Source organism: Rathayibacter sp. AC451, assembly GCF_979253095.1.
In genome coordinates this window covers 2,040,973-2,061,944 of the sequence record NZ_CEEDBD010000001.1, presented here as the reverse complement: position 1 = coordinate 2,061,944, position 20,972 = coordinate 2,040,973, and the positions used below count along the sequence as shown (strand labels likewise).

Here is a 20,972-nt window from a genome sequence, read left to right as displayed (position 1 = left end):
ATCGCGTGGCCCCGGGGGGCGCACGCAACGAGGTACGACTATACACGGCGGGCGGCCCCTCCGCGAATCGGCGGCGGGCCCGCGGGGACTCCACTCCTCCGCGGACCCGCCGGTGCTCAGTCGGCCGCGGTCATGCGGGCTCCCGCGCCCGTCAGCTTCGCGACGGTGAGGGTTCCGATGGGCTGCGGAGCGCCCTCGGGCGAGATCACGAACGCGTTGCGCGCCACGTAGAGAGCGCCGTTCTTCAGCTCGATCGCGGCGGGTGAGGTGACGTCGAGACCGGTGATCGGCGTCGACGTGCGCGGCAGGATCAGGGCGACGCGGCCCGTGCCCTGCGCTCCTCCGAACAGCTCGGTCACCGCGATCGTGCCGGTGACGCGGTCGACGGCGAGGCCGGTGGCGCTGATCAGCCCCGTGGCGACGGTCCGGACCGCTCCTGTGGCCGGGTCGACCTTCAGCACGGAGCCGCGGGCGCCCAGGCTCGCGTCCTCGGGGCCGCCGGGCAGCGAGGTGACGTACAGCTGCCCTCCGGGGCCCACCTCGACGTCGGTCGGGACGGGCTCGAAGGAGTAGCGGGAGCCGACGGTGCAGGCGGGGAACCCGTTCGCCGCGGCCGCTTCCGCGGTGACGACGACCGGTGCAGTCGGCGGCAGGACGGCGACGGTCGAGACCGATCCGTTCGGCGCCACCTTCACGATCGCGTTGCCGGCGGCGTCGGCCACGTAGACGCCGGCGGCCGTGGCGGTCGAGGCGTACGGGTGCACGTCCACGACCCCCGAGTAGGAGGCCGGCCCGGGCAGCTGCGCGGCGCAGTCCGACGGCAGGTCGACGAAGCCGTAGGTGCTCCCGGCGTCGGGGTTCGCGCTCGTCTCGTAGGCGCCGAGGTCGGCGAGCACGGTCGGCGCGCCGCCCCCGGTCGGGATCGACTTCAGCAGTGCGACTCCCTGCTCCTGGATCCCCTCGGTGTAGTAGACGGTGGAGCCGCGGACCGAGACCGAGCCGATCTCGGAGCCGGGGGCGGCGGCGGCGATCGACGTGCTGCCGTCGGGCGCGACCTTCGTGAGCAGTCCGGCGAAGTTCTGCGCGACGAAGGCGGTGCCGCGATCGTCGACGGCGAAGCTCAGCGGCGAGACCAGGCCCGTGGCCCGGTCGGTGACGGAGACGAAGGAGAGGGGGAGGGGGCGGCCTGCGCGGCGGGGGCGAGACCGAGGGTGGTGGCGGCGACGGCTGCGGTCGCTGCAATGAGGTGGCGCTTGTTCACGAGGTGCTCCTTTGCACTCGGGGTGCGGGCGGAGCCGAAGACGGATCGAGCGGTCCGCTTCTCCGACCGCGACGGCGGGAACGCCGATGCGGGCAGGCTAGGACTGCGGGCAGCCGATGTCCAGGTGCCGGGGATCGATGTCCCCTCGGCGGGGACGCGTCACTCCTGGGCGCGGTAGTCCGCCCGGTACTGCGACGGGCTCGTGCCGGCGACGGCGCGGAACTGGCGTGAGAAGTAGAAGGCGTCGGAGTAGCCGACCGCGCGGGCGATCTCGGCGACGGAGTCGTCGGTCGTGACGAGGAGCTCGCGGGCGCGCGCACTGCGCAGCCGCTTCACGTACTCCACCGCGCCGAGGCCGGTCGCGCGGGTGAACAGCGCCGAGAAGTGCGAGGGGCTGAGACCCGCCAGGGCGGCGAGCTCGGTGAGGCTCGTCGGCGAGGCGAAGTGCTCGCGGAGGTGCTCCTGTGCCAGGCGGATGCGGTCGCCGGACTCGACGGGGCCGCGGGAGCGGTCGGCGGCGAGCTGCGCGAGGAGGTGGAACGCGGCTCCGCTCGCGCGGTACAGGCTCGAGGCGGTCTCGTCGCGCTCGAGTGCGAGGACGGCCTGCTCGATCAGGGCCTTGGCGGCGAAGGCGTCGCCGACGGGGACGACGGGGGAGGGGGAGCCGCCGAGGACGGCCTCGACGAGGGCCGGCGCGTCCGCTCCCCGCACGTGCAGCCACCAGATCGACCACGGGTCGGCGGGGTCGGCTCCGTAGTGGTGCGGCACCGAGGCCGGGATCACGACGGCCTGCCCGGAGGCGACGGCGGAGGTCGCGTCGCCCGTCCGCACCCGGCCGCGACCGGCCGTGCAGAGGATGACGATCGCCTCCTCCGCCCCGCTCGGCCGGCTGCGGCTGTGCGCGAGTGCGTGCGGGAAGTGTCCAGCATCCGTCACGAGGAGCCGGTCGGTGATCGGCTCGGTCAGGGCCCGCTGCACCAGTGGCGCCGGGAGGACCCGCAGCCTCTGCCCGAGGAATCCGTCCGTCATCGTCACGTCACCGAGTGTAGGAGCACCGGAGGATCGTCCAGCAGGGCCCGTCCGATCCGCCATGGGATCGGCGCGGACCGCTGCCTAGGCTGGCGCCATGACGGCTCCGAGCTCCGCCCTGCACCCCGACTCCCGCTACTCGCCGGTCCCGCTGCCCGCCCATCTGCCCGAGAAGCTCACGATCACTCTCTGGGACTTCTCCTGGTACGTCCGGACGGGGCCGGGCGAGCCGTTCGAGGACCTCGACGCGGCCTTCGCCGGCGCCCTCGAGCGCGGGTACAACACGATCCGCATCTGTGCGATGCCGTTCCTCCTCTTCGGCTCGGGACTCGACACGAGCGCGCTGCGGCTCGGCCCGCTCGGCGGCGACTACGCGCAGCGCGTGCGCTGGTACGACGTGAAGGAGGAGACGGTGCTCGACGGGCGCGCGCACCTGCTCGCGCTGCTCGAGGCGGCCCGCCGCCACGGCGTGTTCGTGATCGTGTCGTCGTGGGAGTACCAGCAGTCCTCCTCCTTCGCCCTCGAGCGCGACTGGTTCGACGCCCTGATGGCGGTGGACCCGGAGGATCGGGCCGTGCGGCTCGCCGAGGCGCAGGCCGCCCTCGTCGCGTTCGCCGCGGAGCACGAGCTCGACGACCGCATCGCCTACGTCGAGCTGCACAACGAGGTGCAGGCCGGCCATCTGACCGAGGGGCTCGACGTCGACCTCGCCGACATCGACGCGGCGACCGTCGCGCTCGCTCCGCGACTGACCCGCGGCATCGACCGGTTCCACGAGCTCGCACCGGGAGTGCCGTGCGCGGTGAACTACGCGCACGTGCCCGTCGGCGGCATGCGCGGGATCCCGTGGAACTCGGACGTGCTGGCGCTGCACCCCTACATCTACGGGGTGCTCAACGAGATGATCCGCGAGTTCGGCCTGCGCGGGCCTCTCGAGGGGTTCGAGCAGGAGCGCGCCGAGCGGGCCTTCCTGCTGCCCGGCGCCCCTCCGATCGCCGAGTGGACGCTGCCGCCCGAGTCGCAGTGGAAGCTGACGGCCACGATCGTGGGCCGGGGCGAGATCTACGCGCACGACTGGGGCGACGCCTCCGCCATCGACCGCTGGCTCGAGGAGCACTACGACCGGCACCACCTCGAGATGCGCTCGACGCTGCGCCAGTGGATCGCGGTCGCGGCCGACCACGCGGCGATGCGCGGCGTTCCGCTCGTCTTCGGCGAGGGCTGGGTCGGCTACACGCCGCTCGAGGGGCGCTTCGAGGAGGGGCCGATCGGCGCCGAGTACTGCCGACTCGCGATGGCGGAGTCGCGGCGCGTCGGTGCGTGGGGCTCGATCGTCTGCTCGAACGCGGCTCCGCAGCACCCGATGTGGGACGACGCCGCCCTGCAGGTGGAGTGCAACGCGCTGTTCACGGGGGAGTAGGGCCGGCGCGGGAAGGGCCGTCCGCCCTTCCCGCGCTCACTCGCGGTTGAACAGCAGCAGCTCGGGCAGGCTCGTCGCGAAGTAGTCGGTCGAGCCGTCCTCGCGCACGGCGGCGGGCGCGGTGAACTGCGGTCGCGCCTCGCCGAGACTCACGGGGGGAGTGCCCAGGGGAAGGCCCAGGGCGGTGCGGGCGGCGTCCCAGGCCGCGAGTGCGCGCCCCTCCCCGCCCTCCCAGGGCTGGAAGCGCCGCGATTCGAGCAGGTCCAGCGCCTCCGCGGCCCGGCCGGCCGAGGTGAGCAGCTCCGCGTATCCGACCGTGAGATCGTCGCGCGAGAGCACGAGGGGCAGCTCGCGGTCGAGCCGCTCGAGCCGGTCCCCGTGCCCGAGGCGGGCGGCGAGCTGGTCGAGCTCGTAGAGGATCCGGGCGTCGTCGGGGGCGAGCTCCCGCGCGCGGAGGTAGAAGGACCACGCCGCGTCGTCGTCGCCCGCGTCGTTGCAGGCCGAGAGCCCCGCGTTGCGGTGGGTGACCGCGTCGGTGCTGCCGCCCTCGATCGCGCGGCGCCACTGCTCGGCCGCCTCGCCGCGGCGGCCGGCGTCGTAGAGGAGCATGCCGAGCAGCGAGCGCGCGCGGAGGTCGGAGGGGTCGGCGACGATCGCCGCGGTGAGCGCGTCGTGCGCATCGAGGCCGGCGGGGAAGGCGCGCACGGCATCGGCCGCCGCGGCGTCCCGGCGCGCGAGGGCCGCCTCCTCGGCGAGGCCGCGCCGCTCGAGGAGGTGGCCGAGCAGGTAGCCGGCGATCGCCGCGGCGCTGCCGGCCCCCTCCGGTGCCGGCGCCCCGTGCAGGACCGACGCGAGCAGTCGCTCCGCCTCAGCCGCCTCGCCGAACGAGGCCAGGTCGAGCGCCACGTCGATCCGCTCGAAGGGGTCCTCGGGGTCGCGGCCGTCGAGGGTGCGGGCGAGCTGGTCGAGCGGATCGGTGCGCAGCGTCTCGCGGAGCAGCCGCGTCGCCTCGTCGTCGCGATCGAGGGCGCGGAGGCAGACGGTCGCGAGTGCGCGGGCGCGCAGGTCGTCGGTGTCGAGGCGGAGGGCGGTGCGCAGGTCGTCGAGGGCGGCGGAGTGATCGCCCGCCGAGGCGAGCAGGCACGCGCTCTCGACGAGCGCCGCGTGCGCCCACTTCCCGTCCCAGGCGGCCTTGCCGAAGGCGGCGGCGGCCTCGCGGAGTCGTCCGAGGCGCACGAGGACCAGTCCGCGCAGGTGCATCGCCTCGGTGTCGGCGGGGTTGCCGTTCAGCGCGGTCAGACGACGGAGCGACGCGTCGCAGTGCTCCAGCGCCTCGGCGTACTCGCCGCGGCGGTAGGCGTGGTCGGCGAGGGCGAGACGGACCTGCGCGTGCCCGGGATCCCGGCGCAGCGCCTCCTGCCAGTAGGGCAGCGGGGAGCGCGTCGGGTGCCGGTACTGCGCGAGGTGGACGCCGATCAGATGCAGCTCGTCGACCGACGCGGCCTCTCGGGGTGACGGGGGCTCGGTCGCCGTCGCGGGCTCCTCCTGGGCCGCCGACTCCGGGACCTCGTAGGAGAGCAGGGTCTCACCCTCGGCGCGGACGACCAGCGAGAGGCCCTCGGGCCCGGGTCGCGAGGTGGAAACGTCGGCCACGAGCGGCGCTCCGGGCGCGAGATCGACGGTCCAGGACTCGAGCACGGCGCCCGCCGCTCGCAGCTCGACGACGGCACCGGGGTGCGACCGGGTGACCGCCACTCCGATCCGGATCCGGCCGCCCTCCACGTCCAGGTGCACGGCGGTCCCACGGGTGGCCTGGTGCGCCACTCCGATGCCGCTGATCGGGAACCAGTACTGCGAGAACGTCTTCGTCTCGCCGGGCATCAGCCACGAGAAGTCGGGCTGGTTGTCGGTGAAGACGCCCGCCATCAGCTCCACGTAGGGTCCGTCCTCGTCGGTCAGCTGCGCGTCCCAGGCGTGGCCGAAGGGCGCGTCGCCCCAGGTCCACTGCTTCTTCCCGGGCGCGAAGCGGCGGTCGGCCCAGTGCACGAAGCCGGCTCCGGCCCGGTGGTCGTAGCCGCCGAAGAACGAGTCCTCGGTGCGCAGCACCATGTAGGAGGTGGGCACGGGGATGTTCCGGTAGAAGTCGAGGCGGTCGGCCCCGGGCTCGTCGGCGGCCCTCGCCGGGTAGTCGACGCCGTAGTAGGGGCGGTCGGCCGCGGGGAAAGCGGTGATCGCCCGGCGCGCGTGGTCGGCGACGTGCTGCACGTCGCGCGGGAAGAAGGACTGGTAGTCGTCGTGCACGCGCGCGGCGACGTTGGCCCACCAGAGGAAGGTGCGGCGCTCGCGGGTGCGGTTGTGCAGGCGCACGTCGAGCTCGACGACGCTGGATCCCGGGCGCAAGCGCACGCCGTGCAGGCCCTTCATGCGGCTGAGCGGGTCGTGGTCGCCGCACCACACGACGACGGAGCCGTCCACGGCGCGCTCGATCTCGTGCCGCGTGGGGAGGAAGGTGCCCGGGCGGTGGTGCTGCGGCCAGTTGAACTCGACCCCGCCGCTGATCCAGGGTCCGGCGAGGCCCACGAGGGCGGGCTTGATCACGCCGTTGCGGTAGAAGAAGTCGTAGCCGGTGGTCTTGTCGTGGCCGGAGTGGATCCGCCCGCCGAGCTCGGGCAGGACGACGACCTGCACGAACTCGTTCTCGAGCACGACGGCGCTCCAGTCGCGGTCGACGGGCTCCGCGGTGATGCGGTCGATGTACGGCAGCGGGTACACGCGTCCGCTCGAGCCCTGGTAGACGCGGCGGTCGAGGAACATCGGCAGCCGGCTCGGCTCCTCCGGCGCCCAGGTGGGCAGTGTCAACACCGTGTGCCAGACCGCGGCGCCGCCCTCGGCGAGGACGGCGGCGGCGTCGGCGGGCGCGGGCAGGAGCGGGGAGGAGACGGCGGTGGATCCCATGCTGCCGAGGCTAGGGAGGAGCGCGGCCGTTCAGGAATGGGCGGATCGGGTGCGGGCCTGGACGATCCTCCGGTGGCGTCGCTGTCGGCGGTCCTCCTCCCCTCCGCGCGGTGGAGCGAGTTCTCCACAGGTCGGCTGGGAGCCGCCGACACCACACCTGGATGGGTACTACTCTCCTGCCACGGGGCTGAAGCGGACCGTCGCCGGCGCGGATGCGCACGAGCGGCTGAGGAGAGGACTACGGATGAGCAGAACGGAACGAGCGGGGCGGGCCGGCCGTCGGAGGGGGCGCCGACGGGTCGCCGCGGCGGCGACGGGATGCGCTCTCATCGGCGGGCTGCTGGGCTCGGGAGCGCTCGCACTGCCCGCCGCGGCCGCGGGCGAGCCCCCGCGCACCACGATCGACAACACCCTGCTCCACGGCGGAGCGACGAACGAGGGGGTCACGACGGTCTCGGCCTGGCTCCGCGCGGGCGAGGTGCTGCAGGTCGATCTGCATCCGCTCAAGGGCGGCTCGGGAGCGGGCGAGGGCGAGACGGGAGGCGGGACGGCGGCGATCGCGGCACCCGACGGTTCCGTGCTCGACTCGCAGGTGTTCCCGCGGGGTGCCCCGCCCGGAACGACGGCGGGCGGGTCCTTCGTCGCGGAGCGGACGGGCGTGTTCCGCGTGAGCGTCACGGATGACGACGTGGCGACCCCCGTGAACCTCGTCTGGAGCGTCGGGGTCGCGTCATCGTCCGGCGCGGCGATCGCGGGCAGGGTGTGGTCCACGTCGTACGGGATCCAGTCCGGTGCTCGCGAGAGCTACGCGAGTGCCGACGAGCGCAGCTCCTCCTTCACCCTGCACGCCGTCACCGAGACGGGTGCGCGCTACGACATGACGCTGCGCGACTACGACGGAGTCGCGTCCACGCTGCAGGCGACGAACAAGGGCAACGTGCGGGTCGGCTCCTCCGACCCCTCGTACCTCTCGGTGCCGATGCCGCAGTCGAGCGAGGCGGGAGGGATCGGCGCGCAGTACCTGCAGCCGTCAGGCCGCGCCGGCGTCGACGGCCTGCAGACGTACAAGCTCTTCCTCGACCCGCCCTCCGCCGACCTGCCGGCGTCGATCGCGCCGGCGTACGAGGCTCCGACGATCGGGTCGCTGGCCTACCGCCGATCGGGTTCCGGGTCGAACGCCGGGGCGCTCACCGGGGTGCTGGGTACCCAGCCGGGCACCGTGGCGGTCGACATCGACGCCGACGGCGACGGCGCCTACGACGGGGAGCGAGACGTCCACCTGTCCGAGATCCTCGCCCGGCCCGGTGCGTTCTCGATCGACTGGAACGGCCTCGACGCTCAGGGCGACGCCGTCGACACGGCCGATCCGGACGTCCGGTTCCGCGCCTCGATCGGCCGCACCAACGAGTTCCACTTCACGCGCGTCGACGCCGAGACCTCGGTCGGCGGCGTCTCGATCGTGCGCTCGAGCGGCGGTGGCGGTGATCCCGCCTCCGTGCACTGGGACGACTCCCTCCTCGCGGGCTCGAACTCCGAGCGCTACTCCGTCACCGCGCCGACCGTCTCCGGCGACGCGGGGGCCGATTCGCGCGGCGGTGTGCACCGCTGGCGCAGCGACGACTCCGGCGCCGGTCGTGCGCCCAACGCCAACGACTCCGTCCACGGGTCCTACGGCGATCTCCGTGCGATCGACGACTGGTCCTACGGGGCCGACGGCGCGGTCGCCGAGGCGGGGCTCGGAGCACTGAGCCCCCACGTCACGATCGCCAAGACCTCGTCGGTGCCGTCCGACGTCCCTCTCGTGCCGGGCAGTCGGGTGCCCTACCGGGTCGCCCTCACCTCGGACGGCACGGGCGACGTGGTCGACGCGGCGGTCGTCGACCACCTCGACGAGGGGGTCCTCGACGACGCCGATCTCGATGCGGCGTCGATCCGCACCTCCCACGGCACCGCGACGATCGATCCCGTGACCGGGCGCATCGAGTGGGCCGCGGGCACGCTGCCCGTCGGCACGGTCGCCGAGCTCCTCTTCGACGTCGTGCTGCACGTCGGCGGCGACGGCGACCGGGCGCTCGTGAACACGGCGTGCCTCGCCGGGGCCCCGTTCCAGCCGTCTGAGTCGACCGTCGGCACCGACGCGAACCCGTGCGCGACCGTGCCGCACACCGTCGGCGAGGCGCAGCTCCGGCTCCGGAAGACGGCGTCCCAGCCCTCGGCCGAGCACGGCGGCGTGGCCGGCTTCGACGTCGTCGTGAGCAACTCCGGCACCGTCGACGCCACCGGAGTGACGGTGAGGGACGTCCCGACCCTCGAGCATCTCACCGAGGCCGTGATCGAGAACGGCACCGGAGGAACGCAGCCGGCCACCGAGCCGGTCACGGGCCTCAGCATCCCGGCGGGAGGGCGGATCGTCCTGCACGTCAGCGGGCGCGTGGCCGACGGCTACGACGCTCTGACCCTGCCCAACCGCGCCTCGATCACCGAGCAGCCTCCGGGCTTCGAGCCGCCCGTCGTCGAGGACCCGTGCGCCGATGACGCCACCGCCTCCTGCGCCGAGATCCCCGTGCCCGGAGTCGAGGGGCGTCTCGAGATCGTGAAGACGGCGCTGAAGGACACCGTGGCGCACGGAGGACGCGCGGGCTTCGAGATCGTGGTCCGCAACACAGGACCGCGCCCGGCGGAGGGCTTCACCCTCGTCGATGTGCCCATGCTCGCCCACCTGTCGGGAGTGACGATCTCCCAGGACGGCGGCCCCGCGAGCACCGACCTCTCGGTCGAGGGGCTGAGCCTGGCTCCGGGCGCCTCGACGACGTTCCGGGTGACCGGCCGCGTGGCGGACGGGGTCGACGCGTGGACGATCCCGAATCGCGCGCGGATCGATGATCTGCCCGCGGGCTTCGCGCCGACCGGCGTCGGCCACCCGTGCGCCGATGAGGCGGCGGCGTCCTGCGCTCAGGTCGCCGTGCCCCCGGTGGGAGTCGTCCCGACGGTGCTCGCATCGACCGGTGCGCTCGCGTCGACCGGTGTCGCGGGCGGAGCGGGAGTGCTGGGAGCGGGGGTGCTCCTGCTGACCGGCGGCGGGCTCCTCCTCGCCCGTCGACTCCGCTCGGCCTCGACCGCCGCACGACCCTGATCGATCGGATCCCCGGCGCCGCTGACGCCGGGGATCCGGTCCTCCCTCTCCACCCGCTACTCGAAGGCGACGATGACCTCCCCCTCACCTCTTCCGCTCCACGTCACCGAGCGCTTCCCGCTGCCCGGTGGGCTCACCGGCGTCAGCACCTGGTCGGCGCCCGACCCGGAGCGCCTCGAGCAGCTGCTCCGGACCCGCGTCGGCCACGCGCACCCGGATCGCGAGCCGCCGCGGCGACTGCACCTGGTCACCGCGTCCGTCGTCCTCATCGAGGAGTGGCGGGCGGGGGAGCTCCGTGCGGTCGATCCGATCCGAGAGGCCCGCTCCGACGTCCGCTGGGCACGAGCGCTGCGGCGCTCGCGGCGGCCGACGTGGCTCCGCCGCCTGATCGGACCCGCTGATCTCGCGGATCCCGGTGCTCCCCACGCCCTCGCGCGGCGCACGGAGCGCGGTCCGGCCGATCGGAGCGGGGGATGACGTCAGGCCCTGAGCGTCCACTCCACCGTCGCCGGGCCCGGAGTCTCGCGGCCGTCGGCCAGCAGCACCGCGCCGTCGGGGACGTCCACCACCACCGACCCCCGGTCGGCCGAGACCACGAGGTCGCCGAACGGCGTCGGCACGACGGCGGCCGCCCAGTCGAGGTCGCCGAGCTCCGGGTCCACGGCGATCCGCGACCAGCCGTCCGCGAGCGGTGCGATGCCGAGCACCAGCTCGGGCAGCAGCGCGGCGGGGCCGGCTCCCCAGGCGTGAGCGAGGCTCCTGCCGAAGGGTCGGCCGTACATCGCGAGGGGCTCGCCGTCGCCGGGGAACTCCTCCCAGAAGGTCGTGGCTCCCGCGTCGAGCATCGGCATCCAGCGCGAGCGGAGGAGTGCCACCGCCTCGCGGCGACGACCCGCGGCACCGAGAGCGCGGAGCGCGAACGCCGCCATCCAGGGCGTGCGCGGGCGGGCGGCGCGGATCGCCGCGACGACCGGCTCCGTCGGCTCGATCAGACCGGCGAGCGCACCGAGGAAGCACGTGTGCGGGTCGTCGACGCGAGGTGCGCCGCGGTGCTCCTGGGGCTGGTCGAGGTACCGGCTCCACGCGCCGATCGCGCGCGCCCGCTCCTCGAGCGTCGAGCGGAGGGTCGCGGCGAGGTCCCGCCAGCGGCGCTCGCCGGGGTGGCCGACGCGGGCGAGCAGATCCGCCCCTGTCGAGAGCGCCCAGAACCAGAGCGCCTGCAGTGCGGTCGAGTCGCGTCCCGGTTCCGGTTCGACACCCCAGTCGATCAGCACCGGGCCGGTCTCCTCCGAGAAGCCGCCCGGGCGTCGGGGTCGCAGCACGGCGTCCGGTCCCGCCTCCTCGGCGAGCCGCTCGAGGAACGCGTGGACGCCCTCCGCCTCGCGCTCCAGGTGCTCGCGCTCGCCGAAGAAGCGCTGCAGGAACCCCTGTCCGATCACCCACCAGAGGGAGTAGTCGGCGAGCCCGTTCACATACCCGCGGCGCTGCCGTCCCAGCGCGACGAGACCGTCGCAGACGATCGCCGGATCGGCGACCGTGTACGCGTTCACCGCGGTGGCGAGCGCCTGGTCGCCGATCCACGGCATCCGGTCGCGCTTGGCACCGTCGAGCACGAGCCCCTGGAGGCAAGTGCGCAGGGTCCAGGACGCGACGGCCGCGATCCGCGTCAGGCCCTCGTCCGAGCAGGCGAACGCACCGGCCGGTCGAGAGGGCCGGATCGACGCGTCCACCGCGGCGTCCGTCACCTCCGCGTCGTGCACGGCGAGGAAGCGGAAGCCCAGCCGGTGCCGCGTGGTCCAGCGTCCGCCGCCCAGGTCGACGACGTCGTGCCGCGTCTCGGGCACGGCGTCCGAGAGCGCCTCCTCCCGCGACTCCCCGCTGACGACGCGCGGAGTGCCGGAGCAGGTGAGCACGGGGCGGCCGAGGAGGGTGCGGCCCGCGTCGAGCAGTCCCGCGCTCGCGACCAGCGGCAGTCGCACCACGGGTTCGTCGTCGAGGTGCGGAGGAGTCGCGCCACCGGGCCGCACTCGCGCCGGCACCCAGCGGTCCCCGTCGAGGACCTCCCAGCCGGTCGCGTCACCGACCGCCAGCGCGGCGGCTCCCTCGGCCCCGACGGTGACGACGAGATCCCGCCCACCGGCGTCGAGTGCCGACCATCCGGTGGGGAGGGCGGTGGCGGGCGCAGCGGCCGTCCACTCGCCTCCCGGCAGAATCTCCACCGCCCCGGCGTCGCGGAGCCGGAACGCGGTCCACCGGTCGGGGCGCCAGTGGTCGTCGGAGTAGTCGACGAAGCGCCCCGCCGCCCGTCCCTCGGCGACGATGCGCTCGAGGAGGCCGAGCTCGAACTGCGCCGGGCCGTAGAGCCAGACGGTCTCGGCTGACGGAGCGGCGTGCCCGGGCGCCGGGTCCGGGGAGACCGCCCGCGCGTGCGCGCGGATCCCCCCGGCCGTGCGCGGGGTCATCCCTTGACGGCTCCCGAGGTCATGCCCGCCACGATCTGGCGGTTGAAGAAGATGTACATCACCAGCGGCGGGATCGTGATGAGCAGCACGTCCATGAAGAGGAGGTTCCACGACGACACCGACTGCGAGGAGAAGTTGTACAGCGTCAGCTGCACGGTCGCGTTCTCGTCGCCCGGCAGGAAGTACAGGGCGTAGGTGAAGTCGTTGAACACCGTCACCGCCTGCACCACGATCACCGTCACGATGACGGGCTTCAGCAGCGGCAGCACCACGGTGAAGAACAGGCGGAACGGACCGGCTCCGTCGATCGTCGCCGCCTCGTCGAGCTCGCGCGGGATCGTCGAGACGAAGGCGCGGAACAGGAGGATGCAGAACGAGAGTCCGAAGGCGATGTGCACCGCGATCAGGCCGGGGAGGGTCTTGAAGAGCTCGAGGCCCTGCAGCACCCAGATCGTCGGGACGACGGCGGGCGGGATGATGAGGCCGGCGAGGACGAGTCCGTTGACGAGCGGGTTCCACCTGGAGCGGCGGCGCTGCAGCACGTAGCCGACCATGGCGGCCAGCACCACCATGACCGCGACCGAGACGATCGTCAGGATCGCGCTGTTGACGAAGGCCCGCAGCAGCACGAAGTTCCGGGCCGAGACGACCTCCTGGAGGTTCTCGACGAAGTTCCACTGCGTCGGCATCGTGAAGCCCAGCAGGGACGCCTCCTGCTGCGTCTTGGACGCGGTGAGGACGATGAAGACGAAGGGGACGATGAACACGAGGACGGCGAGGACGATCGCGGTGATCCCTCCGCCCCAGCGCCACAGGCGGGAGCCGCGGCCGACACCGCGCTGACGCACCTTGGCGCGGAGCGGGTCGGCCTCGAGAGGGGCGGTCGAGAGCGGAGTCGGGGTGAGCGGGGTGGTGGTCACAGCTCCTTGTCCTTCCGGTTGAGCCAGGCCGAGAGCGGGAAGATCAGCGCTGCCACGACGAGGAAGAGGATCACGTTGCCGGCGGTCGAGAGACCGTAGAAGCCCGCCTGGTACTGCTTGTAGATGACCGAGGCGACGACGTCGCTCGTGAAGCCGGGGCCGCCCTTGGTCATCGCCCAGATCAGGTCGAACGAGCGCAGCCCGCCGATGAGGGAGAGGAGGATCACGGTCACCGTCGCGGGGCGCAGCAGCGGCAGCGTGATGTGGCGGAAGTTGTGCCAGGCGCCCGCGCCGTCGACGCGGGCGGCCTCGAAGTAGTCCTGCGGGATCGCGACGATGCCCGCGATGTAGATGAGGGTCGCGAGTCCGACGCCCTTCCAGACGTCGACCAGGGCGACCGAGAGCAGCGCCCACTGCGGGTCGGTCAGCCAGCCCGGGCCGGCGACGCCGATCGTCGCGAGGCCCTGGTTGATCAGGCCGTCGAAGGGGTCGAGCAGCACCTTGAACGTGATGCCGATGCCGATCGTCGACACGAGGACGGGGAAGAACACGACGCTGCGGAGGAAGCCGCGTCCGATGATCTGCGAGCTGAGCAGGAGGCCGAGCAGCATCCCGAGCACGATCTTCAGCCCCGAGGTGATGGCCGCGTAGATGAAGGTGTTGACGAAGCCCGTGGTCAGCGCCGGGTCCTGGAAGAACTCGACGAAGTTCTCCAGACCGATGAAGGTCGAGTCGAACAGCGTCCACCGCGTGAGGGAGAAGTAGAGGGAGGCCGCCGTCGGCACGAGGAACAGGACCACGTAGAAGACGCCGGCGGGCAGGTAGAACCAGGTGGGGTAGGGGCTCTTCATCGCCCGGCGCCGCGGAGGCTTCCCGGGGGAGCGGGCGGGCGCGGGGGCGGGGCGCTCCTGCGTGAGTGCGGTCATCGGATCTCCGTCGATCGGGCGAGAGGAAGAAGGAAGGGGGCGGCGCACTGGGCGCCGCCCCGGGATCAGGGGCTCGGTGGAGCCCCGTCGGTCACCAGCCCTCGAGGCCCAGCTGCTTGGCCTGCTTGGTCACGTCGTCGTCGTACTGCTTCGCGCCCTCGGCGGCCGGGGTGATGCCCGAGCCCACCGCGACGGTGATCTGCTCGAGCGCCGGTCCCTTGATCGGCGACAGGAACTCGAGCGCCAGGCCCGTGTTGCCCGAGTCGAAGTAGGGCTGCATGTCCGAGATCATCGGCGGCACGTCGTCGGGGAGCGCGCAGCCCTCGATCACGTACGGGCCCTGGGGAGCGGTGGTCTCGCTCTGGATCTCGCAGCTCTCGGGCGTCGCCAGCCAGGCGGCGAACTCCTTCGCCGCGTCGAGCGTGGCGCCCTCGGTCGACTTCGGGATGTAGACGCCGAACGGCTGCCACACGGTCAGCGGCGAGTCGGTCTCGTCGCCGGGGATCGCGAACAGTCCGACGTTGTCGGCGTCGTCCGGGTAGTTGAGCATCAGCGGCTGCGCGGCGAAGGTCAGGATCGGGTAGTGCGCACCCTCGCCCGTGGCGATCATGCGGACGCCGTCGTCGTAGGTCGCCGACGCGAAGTCCTCGTTGAACAGCCCGGCCTCACTGAGCTGCTCGAGGTGCTCGAACCCGGCGAAGGCGGGCTCGTCGACGTACTTGGCCTCGTTCGCCGTGTACGACTCGGCCCACTCCGGGTCCTCGGCGAGCACGTTGGCGAAGTCGCCGAGCAGGAACAGCTGCGAGGTCCAGGTGTCGCCGTAGGTCTGGATGATGGGAGCGACGGTGCCGGCGGCCTTGACGGCCTCCGCGTTCGAGACGAACTCCTCCCACGAGGTCGGGACGCTGAGGCCCAGCTCGCTGTAGACGTCCTTGTTGTAGAGCATCGCGCCCGCCATCGACTGCCCGAGCGGCACGCCGTAGAGGCCGTCGTCGCCCGACAGCGCGCGGACGGCGTTCTCGTCGACCTTGCCCGCCCACTCCTCGCCGGAGAGGTCGACGAGGTTCTGGTCCGGGTTGATCGCCTTCAGCAGCGAGCCGGAGTTGTACCAGAACAGGTCGTTCATCTCGCCCGTGGAGAGGCGCGTCTTGACGACGTTGTCGCCCTCGCTGCCCTGCGGCCGGGTCTCGACGTCGATCGTGACGTCGGGGTTCTCCTCCTGGTACGCCGCCACGAGCGCGTTCATCGTCGTGACGGTCGCCTCCTGGTTGTCGATGAGGATCGAGAGCTGGGATCCGTCGGCGGAGTCGCCGCCGCCGGTGCTGCAGCCGGTGAGCGCGAGAGCGAGGGCCGCTCCTCCTGCGCCGAGGGCGAGCACTGCTCGCCGGTTCTGTCGGGTCGACATCCTTTACCTCCATGTAAAGACAACTTCTTCGTTGCGGGGGGTGCCCGGGGCGGTCGTCCGCTGCGGTCCGGAAGGCCGGTCGGCGGGCGATGCAGGGAGAACATACGTCGGCTCCGTGAAACGTGTCAATCGATCTACGAAAATATGTGGACCGATCTACACGATCGCGACCGAAGCGTTACAGTGGCGTTCGCGGCGTCGCATCGAGGCCGTCCGGCGGGTGACCACCGGGGGCGGAGAAGGCGAAAGGACCGCGATGAGCTCGACCGACGGCGCGACTCGCGGACCCGCCACCATCCAGGACGTCGCCCTGCGCGCAGGAGTCTCCCGCGCCGCCGTCTCGAAGGTGATCCGCAACGCCTACGGCGTCAGCCCGGCGATGCGCGAGCGCGTCGCCGCCGCGATCGACGAGCTCGGCTACCGGCCCAGCGTCGCCGCCCGGGCCATGCGCGGCGCGAGCTTCACCATCGGCGTCGAGGTGCCGCACCTGGGCAACGCCTTCTTCAACCGCATCGTCACAGGAGCCGCCGCCGCCCTCGACGGCACCCGGTACCAGCTGATCGTCGCGCCCGCCCAGAGCGACTCGGGCGAGGGGTTCCGGGCGATCGAGGCCCTCGTCGACCGCCAGGTCGACGGGTTGATCGCCGTCTCGCCGATGGTCGAGCCGTCGTGGCTCGAGAAGCTCTCGGTCCGCACCCCGATCGTCATGCTCGGCCGGCACGACGCCTCCGTCGGCTACGACACCGTCACCAACGACGACGTCGCCGGCACGGACCAGGTGATGGACCACCTCCTCGCCCTCGGTCACCGCCGCATCTCGCACCTCACCGTGAGCGAGGAGATCGTGCGGCGCGTGACCGGCGCCCCGCACGCCGTCCGCCTCGCCCGGTACGAGCAGCGGATGCGCGAGGCGGGTCTCTCGACCGACGTGCTCTACCTCAGTCCCAGCCAGGACGACGCCTATGCGCGCACCCTCGAGGTGCTCCGCTCGCCCGAGCGCCCCACCGCGCTCTTCGCGGGCAACGACGCCCTCGCGCTCGACGCGCTCTGGGCGCGGGCCGATGCGGGCCTGGGCGCCGAGCACTTCTCGATCGTCGGCTACGACGACATCGAGGTCGCCGGGCACCCGGGCATCGCGCTGACCACCGTCGACCAGTCCGGCGAGGAGCTCGGCGAGCGCGCCGTGCAGCTGCTCCTCGGACGGCTCGACGGCCGCACCGACCCGGTGCACTTCGAGGTGGACCCGGTGCTGCGCATCCGCTCCTCCTCCGCGCCGCTCGCCGGCGCCGATGCCTCCACGACCGTTTCCGCACTCCACTACGCAGAAGGACGATGATGACCGACTGGACCGCCCGCTTCCTGGCGCCCGACGACGAGCTCCCCGGCTCGCCCCTGCTCCGTCGCGAGACCCCGCTCGAGACCGGCCACGGAGCCGTGACCGAGGCGGTCCTGCGCCTGTCGGCGCTCGGGATCGTCGAGGCGTGGATCGACGGCACCCCCGTCTCGGACGAGCTCTTCACCCCGGGCTGGACCAGCTACGAGTGGCGCCTGCGCTACTCCGAGCACGACGTCACGGCCCTCGTGACCGGCGACTCCGTGACCCTCGCCCTCGCCCTCGGCGACGGCTGGTACCGCGGACGCCTCACCTGGGGCGAGGGCGCCGCGCCCTACGGCCCCGAGATCGCGGGCTCCGCCGAGCTGCGGATCCGCTTCGAGGACGGCGCCGAGCAGATCGTCACGACCGACGGCGGATGGAAGGCAGGCTCGGGAGCGACCACCGCCGACAGCCTCTACGACGGCCAGGACATCGACGCCCGCCTCGAGCCGCAGGGCTGGAAGCAGGCCGGCTTCGACGACTCCGGCTGGAGCGCCGTGCACGAGGTCGACGTCGACCCGGGACTGCTCGAGCCCTACACCGCCCCGCCGGTGCGGCGCCTGCGCGAGGTCGCCCCGCAGAGCATCTGGACCAGCCCGTCCGGGCGCACGCTCGTCGACTTCGGCGAGAACCTCGTCGGCTGGCTCCGCGTCGAGGTGCAGGGTCCGGAGGGATCCGTCATCACCCTGCGACACGCGGAGGTCCTCGAGGACGACGAGCTGGGGGTCCGCCCGCTGCGTGCGGCGGAGGCCACCGACCGCTTCACGCTCTCGGGCGGCCGCGACGTGTTCGAGCCGACGCTGACCTTCCACGGCTTCCGCTACGCGGAGGTCGACGGGTGGCCCGGCGACATCGAGCCCGGCGCCCTGACCGCGGTCGTCGTGAGCAGCGACCTGCGCCGCATCGGCACCTTCCGCAGCTCCGAGCCGCTGCTCGACCAGCTGCACGACAACGTCTACCGCGGCATGGTCGGCAACTTCCTCGACGTGCCCACCGACTGCCCCCAGCGCGACGAGCGCCTCGGCTGGACCGGCGACATCGCCGCGTTCGCGCCGACCGCCGTCTACCTCGCCGACGCGAAGGACTTCCTCCGCGACTGGCTGCGCGACCTCGCCCTCGAGCAGACCCACCACGACGGCGCCGTGCCGTTCGTCGTGCCGGACGTGCTGAAGTACCGCGAGGCCGAGACCAGCTTCCCGCCCATGGACTCGACGGCACTCTGGAGCGACGCCGCGGCCTGGGTGCCGTGGGCGGTCTGGGAGGCCTACGGCGACCCGGTCGTGCTCGAGGAGTCGTTCCCCTCGATGGCCTCGCACGCCCGCCGAGTCCGCTCGAAACTGTCCGAAACGGGTGTCTGGGACACCGGCTTCCAGTTCGGCGACTGGCTCGACCCCGACGCCGCGCCCGACGCGCCCGCCGACGCGAAGGCCGACACCGGAGTCGTCGCCACGGCGTGCGCGTACCGCACGGCCCGCATCGTTGCCGACTCCGCCGCCGTGCTCGGCCGCACCGAGGAGCAGGCCGAGTTCACCGAGCTGGCCGAGCGCCTGCGCGCCGGATTCCGGTCGCGGTACGTCGCCGACCAGCGCGTCTTCAGCGACTGCACGACCGTCTACTCCCTCGCGATCGTCTTCGGCCTGCTCGACGACGACGAGCTGGGCTGGGCGGGCGACCGCCTCGCCGAACTCGTCGCCGAGAGCGGCTACACGATCTCGACCGGCTTCGCGGGCACTCCGTTCATCACCGACGCCCTGTCGTCGACCGGCCACATCGACGCCGCGTACCGCCTCCTCCTGCAGCGCGAGTGCCCGTCGTGGCTCTACCCGGTGACCATGGGCGCGACCACCATCTGGGAGCGCTGGGACTCGATGCTGCCCGACGGCACCATCAACCCCGGCGAGATGACGAGCTTCAACCACTACGCGCTCGGCGCCGTCGCCGACTGGCTGCACCGCGTCGTCGGCGGCCTCGCCCCGCTCGACCCCGGCTACTCCCGGATCCTCGTCGCCCCTCAGCCCGGCGACGAGCTGCAGTGGGCGGAGTCGACCCTCGAGACCCCCCACGGCCTCGCGCGGGTGCGCTGGGACCGCACCGCCGACGGGGTCTCGCTCGCCGTCACGGTGCCGGAGGGGGCGACCGCGGTCGTCCGCTCGGCCGGCGCCGAGGACCGCGAGCTGACCGCGGGGGAGCACGCGCTGACGCTGTAGGGCCGGTGCACCGGGGTCGATGTCGATCATCGGCCCCGGTGCGTCAGTCGTCCGCGACGTAGGTGCGGACGAGGGCGGCGAAGCGTCCCTCGGGCACGTCCGATCCCCGCAGCATCAGGCGGAGTCCCGGCGCTCCGACCAGTCGGTGCAGAGCGAGCGCCGCGTCGCGGCGGGCTCCGGATCCGGCGTCGTACCCGATCCGCCAGCCACCGAGGGAGTCGGGGTCGTGAGCCTCCCGGATGAGGAGGAGCGCGTAGAGGTCCACCAGGTCCTTCTGCGCGCGACGCGACTCGTATGCGAGCGCTTTGACGATCAGCGCTCGCTCGACTCCGGGTACTCGTGTGGCGAATGTCAGGGGGCCGTCCACGAGGAGGACGGCCGTCACGTCGAGTGCGAGCGTCTCGCTCAGCGCGAGATGCAGCCCCGGCGCGCCGTCGAATCCGCGCCCTCCGTACTCCGCCTTCTCGAATCCGCCGCCGGTGGCCGGAACCAGGACGTCGATCTCGCGATCGCCTTGGATGTAGTGGTTGCCCGAGGTCGAGGTGTATCCGCCGGCCGTCAGGAGCGCGTGGAGCGCGCCCGACGCGGCGACGACGGGCGACACGGCGGCGTCCGCGTCGACCGTCCGGCGCAGGATCGACGACCGGCTCGGGAATGCTCCGGACAGGAGGGCCACCATCTGACCGCCGACGATGCAGGCCTCCTCCAGGCCGGCGATCGCGAGCGAGGCGTCGCGAAGGGCGTGGAACGCCGCGTCATCGGCGCGGGACCGGGAAGGGAGCACGACCGCTCTCACCGCGTCCACGTCGTCACCGCCGTGCTCAGGAGACGTTCGACGGCCTCGCCGGAGTCGGCGCCGCCGCTGGAGCGGAGGTCCCACGCTGCGAGCAGCGGATCTACCGTGCGGCCCTCGGGGTACCAGGCGATCGCAGTGGCCCGGAGGGTCCGATCCGCCGGGACCGTGACCCGCAGCGTCGCCTCGCGGGGGTCGCTGCGGCCGAACCCGGCTTCCTCGAGCGGAAGGCCCTGGTCCGAGTACGCGACAGCGCGCCTCGGGATCCTCCACGGGGCGAGGAGGTCGGCAGCCGCGTCCCCGGAGAGCAGAGCCCGCCCGCCGGCGGTCGCCGCGAGTTCCCCCTGCTCGATGACAGGTCGAAGGGAGAACCAGAACTGGGAGAGACCGCCCGGGCCCGGATAGTCGTCGAGGAACCGCTCCACGAGCGACTCCGGGTCGTTCGCGACCCAGCCGCCCGGGACTCGGGCGGCCAGTGCCGGGTCGGCTGAGAGGAGCTTCGAGACGGTCATCTGCGAGACGCCGCACTCCCGCGCGAGGGCGGCCTGCGACCGGGGCTCGCGAGTGCGCACGAGTACCCGGTGGAGCGCGAAGCGAGCGTACGGCACCCGACGCCTCATCGGGTCCGCCGCCTCTTCCTGCCGATCGATGCTCCGATCCTCTCCTCGGAGGATGACGCCCCCGTCGTCGAGGCCGAACAGGGCGAAGCGGGGATCCTCCAGCGCGACTCCGCGGGCGGCGGCATTGAGCCGTGGCATCACGAAACCCGTGGTACTGCCCGCCCGTGCGGACGCGGCGCGAGCGCGCATCTCCGAGGGAGTGGGGGGGCGCGCGGTGAAGACGAGGTGGACGTCGACGTCGTCGCCGGAAGCGGAGGAGATCCGCAGGTCACGAGCGCCGACGATGTGCGCGGCGATCCCCGTGTCGAGAAGCAGCTCGGTGAGGGACGACGCCGAGTCGGAGGTGCTCATAACGCCATTCTAAAACCTTTTGGAGCAAAGCGTTCGTAGAGGTTTTGAAAGGGTCCCTGCGACCGGGAGTGCTGTGCCCGGAAGGCCGTGACGACTATCTGCAGAGTGTGCAAGA

Annotated in this window: 15 protein-coding genes; 5 read left to right on the top strand and 10 right to left on the bottom strand. The window is 72.7% G+C overall.

The genetic code is table 11. From position 1 onward, the window contains the following. Positions 1 to 116 precede the first annotated feature (116 nt). The 3 genes from AC0CID_RS09845 to AC0CID_RS09835 form a co-directional block, all read right to left on the bottom strand. Positions 117 to 1,124 carry a ScyD/ScyE family protein gene (locus AC0CID_RS09845; RefSeq protein WP_465228077.1) on the bottom strand — a complete coding sequence of 336 codons (1,008 nt, stop codon included), beginning with the start codon at positions 1,122 to 1,124 and terminating at the stop codon, positions 117 to 119. Further along, on the bottom strand, positions 1,121 to 1,261 hold the full coding sequence (locus AC0CID_RS09840) for a hypothetical protein (RefSeq protein WP_465226651.1): 141 nt from the start codon (positions 1,259 to 1,261) through the stop codon (positions 1,121 to 1,123). The genes AC0CID_RS09845 and AC0CID_RS09840 overlap by 4 nt, the downstream gene beginning before the upstream one ends. Positions 1,262 to 1,420: 159 nt before the next feature. Then, the gene (locus AC0CID_RS09835; RefSeq protein ID WP_465228076.1) at positions 1,421 to 2,290 is read right to left on the bottom strand and encodes a helix-turn-helix domain-containing protein; all 870 of its coding nucleotides are present in this window, start codon (positions 2,288 to 2,290) and stop codon (positions 1,421 to 1,423) included. A gap of 97 nt (positions 2,291 to 2,387) precedes the next feature. Here AC0CID_RS09835 and AC0CID_RS09830 point away from each other — a divergent pair, with 97 nt between their 5' ends. Then, positions 2,388 to 3,710 (top strand): cellulase-like family protein, encoded by a 1,323-nt coding sequence (locus AC0CID_RS09830; RefSeq protein WP_465226650.1) that lies wholly within the window; start codon positions 2,388 to 2,390, stop codon positions 3,708 to 3,710. Positions 3,711 to 3,746: 36 nt separating this feature from the next. Here AC0CID_RS09830 and AC0CID_RS09825 read toward each other — a convergent pair whose 3' ends face one another. Continuing rightward, a complete protein-coding gene (locus tag AC0CID_RS09825; protein WP_465226649.1) occupies positions 3,747 to 6,665 on the bottom strand; it encodes a DUF5107 domain-containing protein in 2,919 nt (972 codons plus the stop codon). A gap of 244 nt (positions 6,666 to 6,909) precedes the next feature. Between AC0CID_RS09825 and AC0CID_RS09820 the strand changes: the two genes are divergently transcribed. Together AC0CID_RS09820 and AC0CID_RS09815 are read left to right on the top strand one after the other, a co-directional pair. Beyond that, positions 6,910 to 9,798, top strand: coding sequence for a DUF7927 domain-containing protein (locus tag AC0CID_RS09820; RefSeq protein ID WP_465226648.1), 2,889 nt, complete (start codon positions 6,910 to 6,912; stop codon positions 9,796 to 9,798). A gap of 72 nt (positions 9,799 to 9,870) precedes the next feature. After that, complete coding sequence (locus tag AC0CID_RS09815) at positions 9,871 to 10,275, top strand: hypothetical protein (protein WP_465226647.1); 405 nt, start codon at positions 9,871 to 9,873, stop codon at positions 10,273 to 10,275. Between the two features lie 2 nt (positions 10,276 to 10,277). Here AC0CID_RS09815 and AC0CID_RS09810 read toward each other — a convergent pair whose 3' ends face one another. From AC0CID_RS09810 to AC0CID_RS09795, 4 genes are all read right to left on the bottom strand, one after another. After that, positions 10,278 to 12,260: an alpha-L-rhamnosidase-related protein gene (locus AC0CID_RS09810; protein ID WP_465226646.1), complete on the bottom strand. Its 1,983-nt coding sequence runs from the start codon at positions 12,258 to 12,260 to the stop codon at positions 10,278 to 10,280. Continuing rightward, entirely contained in the window at positions 12,257 to 13,108 is an 852-nt protein-coding gene (locus tag AC0CID_RS09805; RefSeq protein ID WP_465228075.1) for a carbohydrate ABC transporter permease, read from the bottom strand. Before AC0CID_RS09805 ends, AC0CID_RS09810 begins: the two co-directional genes overlap by 4 nt. A 68-nt stretch (positions 13,109 to 13,176) precedes the next feature. Continuing rightward, a complete protein-coding gene (locus AC0CID_RS09800) occupies positions 13,177 to 14,106 on the bottom strand; it encodes a carbohydrate ABC transporter permease (RefSeq protein WP_465226645.1) in 930 nt (309 codons plus the stop codon). 91 nt (positions 14,107 to 14,197) lie between these two features. Beyond that, entirely contained in the window at positions 14,198 to 15,511 is a 1,314-nt protein-coding gene (locus AC0CID_RS09795; RefSeq protein WP_465226644.1) for an ABC transporter substrate-binding protein, read from the bottom strand. A gap of 256 nt (positions 15,512 to 15,767) precedes the next feature. On the opposite strand from AC0CID_RS09795, the gene AC0CID_RS09790 reads away from it, so the two are divergent. Both AC0CID_RS09790 and AC0CID_RS09785 read left to right on the top strand, forming a co-directional pair. Beyond that, positions 15,768 to 16,847, top strand: coding sequence for a LacI family DNA-binding transcriptional regulator (locus AC0CID_RS09790; RefSeq protein WP_465226643.1), 1,080 nt, complete (start codon positions 15,768 to 15,770; stop codon positions 16,845 to 16,847). Next, the gene (locus AC0CID_RS09785; RefSeq protein ID WP_465226642.1) at positions 16,847 to 19,093 is read left to right on the top strand and encodes a family 78 glycoside hydrolase catalytic domain; all 2,247 of its coding nucleotides are present in this window, start codon (positions 16,847 to 16,849) and stop codon (positions 19,091 to 19,093) included. Before AC0CID_RS09790 ends, AC0CID_RS09785 begins: the two co-directional genes overlap by 1 nt. 43 nt (positions 19,094 to 19,136) lie before the next feature. Here AC0CID_RS09785 and AC0CID_RS09780 read toward each other — a convergent pair whose 3' ends face one another. Next, positions 19,137 to 19,898 (bottom strand): hypothetical protein, encoded by a 762-nt coding sequence (locus AC0CID_RS09780; RefSeq protein ID WP_207407472.1) that lies wholly within the window; start codon positions 19,896 to 19,898, stop codon positions 19,137 to 19,139. Continuing rightward, positions 19,886 to 20,857, bottom strand: coding sequence for a hypothetical protein (locus AC0CID_RS09775; RefSeq protein WP_465226641.1), 972 nt, complete (start codon positions 20,855 to 20,857; stop codon positions 19,886 to 19,888). Before AC0CID_RS09775 ends, AC0CID_RS09780 begins: the two co-directional genes overlap by 13 nt. Positions 20,858 to 20,972: the final 115 nt, after the last annotated feature.